This is a genomic window from Klebsiella sp. Ech2A, assembly GCF_030078455.1.
Lineage (GTDB): Bacteria > Pseudomonadota > Gammaproteobacteria > Enterobacterales > Enterobacteriaceae > Klebsiella > Klebsiella terrigena.
In genome coordinates this window covers 1-3,433 of sequence record NZ_JAQGFU010000310.1, presented here as the reverse complement: position 1 = coordinate 3,433, position 3,433 = coordinate 1, and the positions used below count along the sequence as shown (strand labels likewise).

Here is a 3,433-nt window from a genome sequence, read left to right as displayed (position 1 = left end):
GCTGGCGGGGATAAGGGCGGTCGCCACCGCCGCGGCGGATGCGGCCAGGGTAGCGATAAAAAAGCGACGGGAGCGGATAATCATAGACGTGGGCTTATTCTGTTGGTCGCGTAAAAGAAGCATTTTCGTATTATGCGTTGCTAAGTCAATCCTTTATGGGGGGAATTATCCGGGCCCGGCGTCGGCCTTTAGTTTTTAGGTCTGCGTTAAATTGGCTACGGTTTGGGCACGCGTAATCTATTTTTTGCATTACGTAGTGAAACCGCGCGGCGAAACGATCGCTCTTGATATCTTGTTCACAATATTGCAACAAAATTTTTCACGCCCATGATCGTTTTCGCACTTTTGCACCAGCCCGGTGCGCAACGCCTGCAAAGAACAACTATGTTTAGCTCGCGGGTCGGAACGGATGCCGCAGTCCTCCATTCGCCACGTGATGGCAACCTATCTCCTGACTTGTCCTGAAATGCACGTTGGTCGGTGGCGGTGACCGCAGCTGTTACGCGTTGCTCTCATCTATTAGTAAGCGATCTGTCATGTCATTTCTTCCTGGCGGGGTTTTTGCTTCTTCCACCTTTAGCCGCTGCGGCTGGTTAACGGCCTTCGGCAAACAAAACGGTAAGTGATATTTTCCGCGTCATTTAATGGCGCCAGGTTATAAATCGCTGAGGAATATCTGAATGTCTCTGAAACTTAAAAAGTTGACTCTTCATTTTGCGATTGCAGGTTGTATGAGCGTGGCATTTTACGCACAGGCGGATGTGAAGATTGGCGTTGCCGGGCCGTTCACCGGACCCAATGCCTCCTATGGCGCTCAGTACTGGAAAGGGGCGTCGCAGGCGGTAGCAGACATTAACGCGGCGGGAGGAATTAAGGGTGAAAAAATTGTGCTGGTGCAGGGGGATGATGCCTGTGAACCGAAGCAGGCCGTCGCGGTAGCCAACCGCCTGGTTGATGAGTCGGGAGTTTCCGCGGTTGTCGGACACTTCTGCTCATCGTCGACGATGCCGGCATCCGAAGTCTACGACGAGGCGGGGATCCTGACGATTACGCCGGGGTCAACTAATCCGCTGATCACCGAGCGCGGAATGAAGGATATGTTCCGCATGTGCGGGCGTGACGATCAGCAGGGGGCGATTGCCGCGGACTACATGCTTGACGTGCTGAAGGCGAAGAAGATTGCCGTCATTCACGATAAGGATACCTACGGTCAGGGGCTCGCCGACGCTACCCGCGCGGCGCTGGCAAAACGCGGCACCAAAGAGGTGCTGTACGAAGGGCTGTCTCGCGGTGAAAAGGATTTCAACGCCCTGGTGACCAAAATTGGCGCGCTGAAGCCTGACGTGGTCTATTTCGGCGGCTGTCATCCGGAAGCCGGTCCGCTGGTGCGGCAGATGCGGGAGCAGGGGCTGCAGGCGAAGTTCTTCTCCGGCGACTGTGTCGTAACCGAAGAGCTGGTAACCACCGCCGGCGGCCCGCAGTTCACCAACGGCGTGCTGATGACGTTTGGTAAGGATCCGCGCACCATTCCTGAGGGCAAAACGGTGATTGAGAAGTTCCGCGCCAGCGGCTTCGAACCGGAAGGCTATACCCTTTACGCCTACGCCTCGATCCAGGCTATCGCCGCGGCCTACAACGCGGTGGGCGCCGACAACGCCAAGGCCAGCGAGTGGCTGAAAAGCCATAGCGTTGACACGGTGATGGGCAAAAAGGCCTGGGACGGTAAAGGCGACCTGAAGGTGTCGGATTATGTGGTCTACGCCTGGGATGATAAGGGCAAGTATCACCAGCTATAGCGTTTGCTGAACTCTTTGTCCCTATAAAAAAGGGCGTCGTACTACTGAAGGCAGCGCACGGCGGGAGCCTGCCGGTCGCTGCCTGCTTACTGGCAGGATGGTTTCTATGGAAGCGTTTTTTCTGCAACAACTGATTAATGGGCTGACGCTGGGAGCCGTTTACGGATTAATTGCCATCGGCTACACCATGGTTTACGGCATTATCGGGATGATTAACTTCGCCCACGGCGAAGTCTATATGATTTCCGCCTACCTTTGCGCCATCGGCCTGGCGCTGCTCTCGTGGTTCGGCATTCACTCCTTTCCGCTGCTGATCTTCGGCACCCTGGTGTTCACCATCGTGGTGACCGGCGTCTACGGCTGGACGATCGAGCGTATCGCCTATCGGCCGCTGCGCAACTCCACCCGCCTGGCGCCGCTCATCTCGGCTATCGGCATGTCGCTTATCCTGCAGAACTACGTGCAGATCAGCCAGGGACCGAACCAGCAGGGGATCCCGACCCTGCTGACGGGCGTCCTACGCTTCGAGGTCGGCGACGGCGTGGTGCAAATTACGTGGACCAAGATATTTATTCTCGTCGCCGCGCTGGTGGGGATGCTGACCCTCTCGTGGGTCATTAACCATACCCGGCTGGGGCGCGTCTGCCGCGCTACGCAGCAGGATCGGCGCATGGCCGCGATCCTCGGCATTAATACCGATCGGGTTATCTCGCTGGTGTTTATGATCGGCGCCGCGATGGCCGGGCTGGCCGGGGTGCTGGTGACGATGAATTACGGCACCTTCGATTTTTATATCGGCTTCATTATTGGCATTAAGGCCTTTACCGCCGCGGTGCTGGGCGGGATTGGCTCCCTGCCGGGCGCGATGCTCGGCGGCCTGCTGCTGGGGGTGGCTGAGGCCCAGTTTGCCGGGATGGTGAACTCCGATTACAAAGACGTGTTTTCCTTCGCTCTGCTGGTGGCAATTTTGATTTTTCGCCCTCAGGGGCTGCTGGGTCGTCCGATGGTCGCAAAGGTTTAAGGGGTAAAACATGGGTGAAGTATCGCGCAGGCAAGGGCTGGATATTAAAAAAAGCCTGATTGATAGCGTGCTGGCCGGGCTGTGTGCGCTAATCGTGTTTGGACCGATCGTCGGCATTGTGCTGAAAGGCTACAGTTTTGAACTCTCTACCCAGCGGGTGGCGGTCATCGTCGCGGTGGTGATGGTCGGCAGGCTACTGCTGAGCCTGCTGCTGCAAAGCCGCGGCGGACGCAAATTTATCGCCCGTTTTGAAGGGGCCGATGACGGCGTGTACGTTCGTCCGGTCGGCTACCGCTCGCGGCTGCGCTGGGTTGTGCCGCTGCTGCTGCTGGCGGCGCTCATCTTTCCGGCTATCGCCACCAAGTATCTGCTGACGGTGGCCATTCTCGGGCTGATTTACGTGCTGCTCGGGCTCGGGCTGAATATCGTGGTGGGGCTCGCCGGGCTGCTTGACCTGGGCTACGTGGCGTTCTATGCGATTGGCGCCTACGGCCTGGCGCTGGGCTACCAGTATCTGGGGCTCGGGTTCTGGGCGATGCTGCCGCTGGGGGCCATCATGGCGGCGCTGGCGGGGGCGCTGCTCGGCTTTCCGGTACTGCGCATGCACGGGGACTAT

3 protein-coding genes are annotated in these 3,433 nt (G+C 57.9%); all 3 read left to right on the top strand.

Annotation, left to right across the window (positions count from 1 at the left end):
• The first annotated feature begins 737 nt into the window (after positions 1–737).
• Positions 738–1,796 carry a branched-chain amino acid ABC transporter substrate-binding protein gene (locus PFH44_RS26060; protein WP_200894898.1) on the top strand — a complete coding sequence of 353 codons (1,059 nt, stop codon included), beginning with the start codon at positions 738–740 and terminating at the stop codon, positions 1,794–1,796.
• Between the two features lie 106 nt (positions 1,797–1,902).
• Positions 1,903–2,817 (top strand): ABC transporter permease subunit, encoded by a 915-nt coding sequence (locus PFH44_RS26055; RefSeq protein ID WP_283826621.1) that lies wholly within the window; start codon positions 1,903–1,905, stop codon positions 2,815–2,817.
• A 10-nt stretch (positions 2,818–2,827) separates the two neighbouring features.
• Positions 2,828–3,433 (top strand): DUF3382 domain-containing protein (locus PFH44_RS26050; RefSeq protein WP_283826620.1); only part of this gene is annotated, 606 nt, incomplete at its 3' end.

Excerpts from the sequence above, each read along its gene's own strand:
- PFH44_RS26055 (WP_283826621.1), top strand. The coding sequence starts at position 1,903 with ATGGAAGCGTTTTTTCTGCAACAACTGATTAATGGGCTGACGCTGGGA.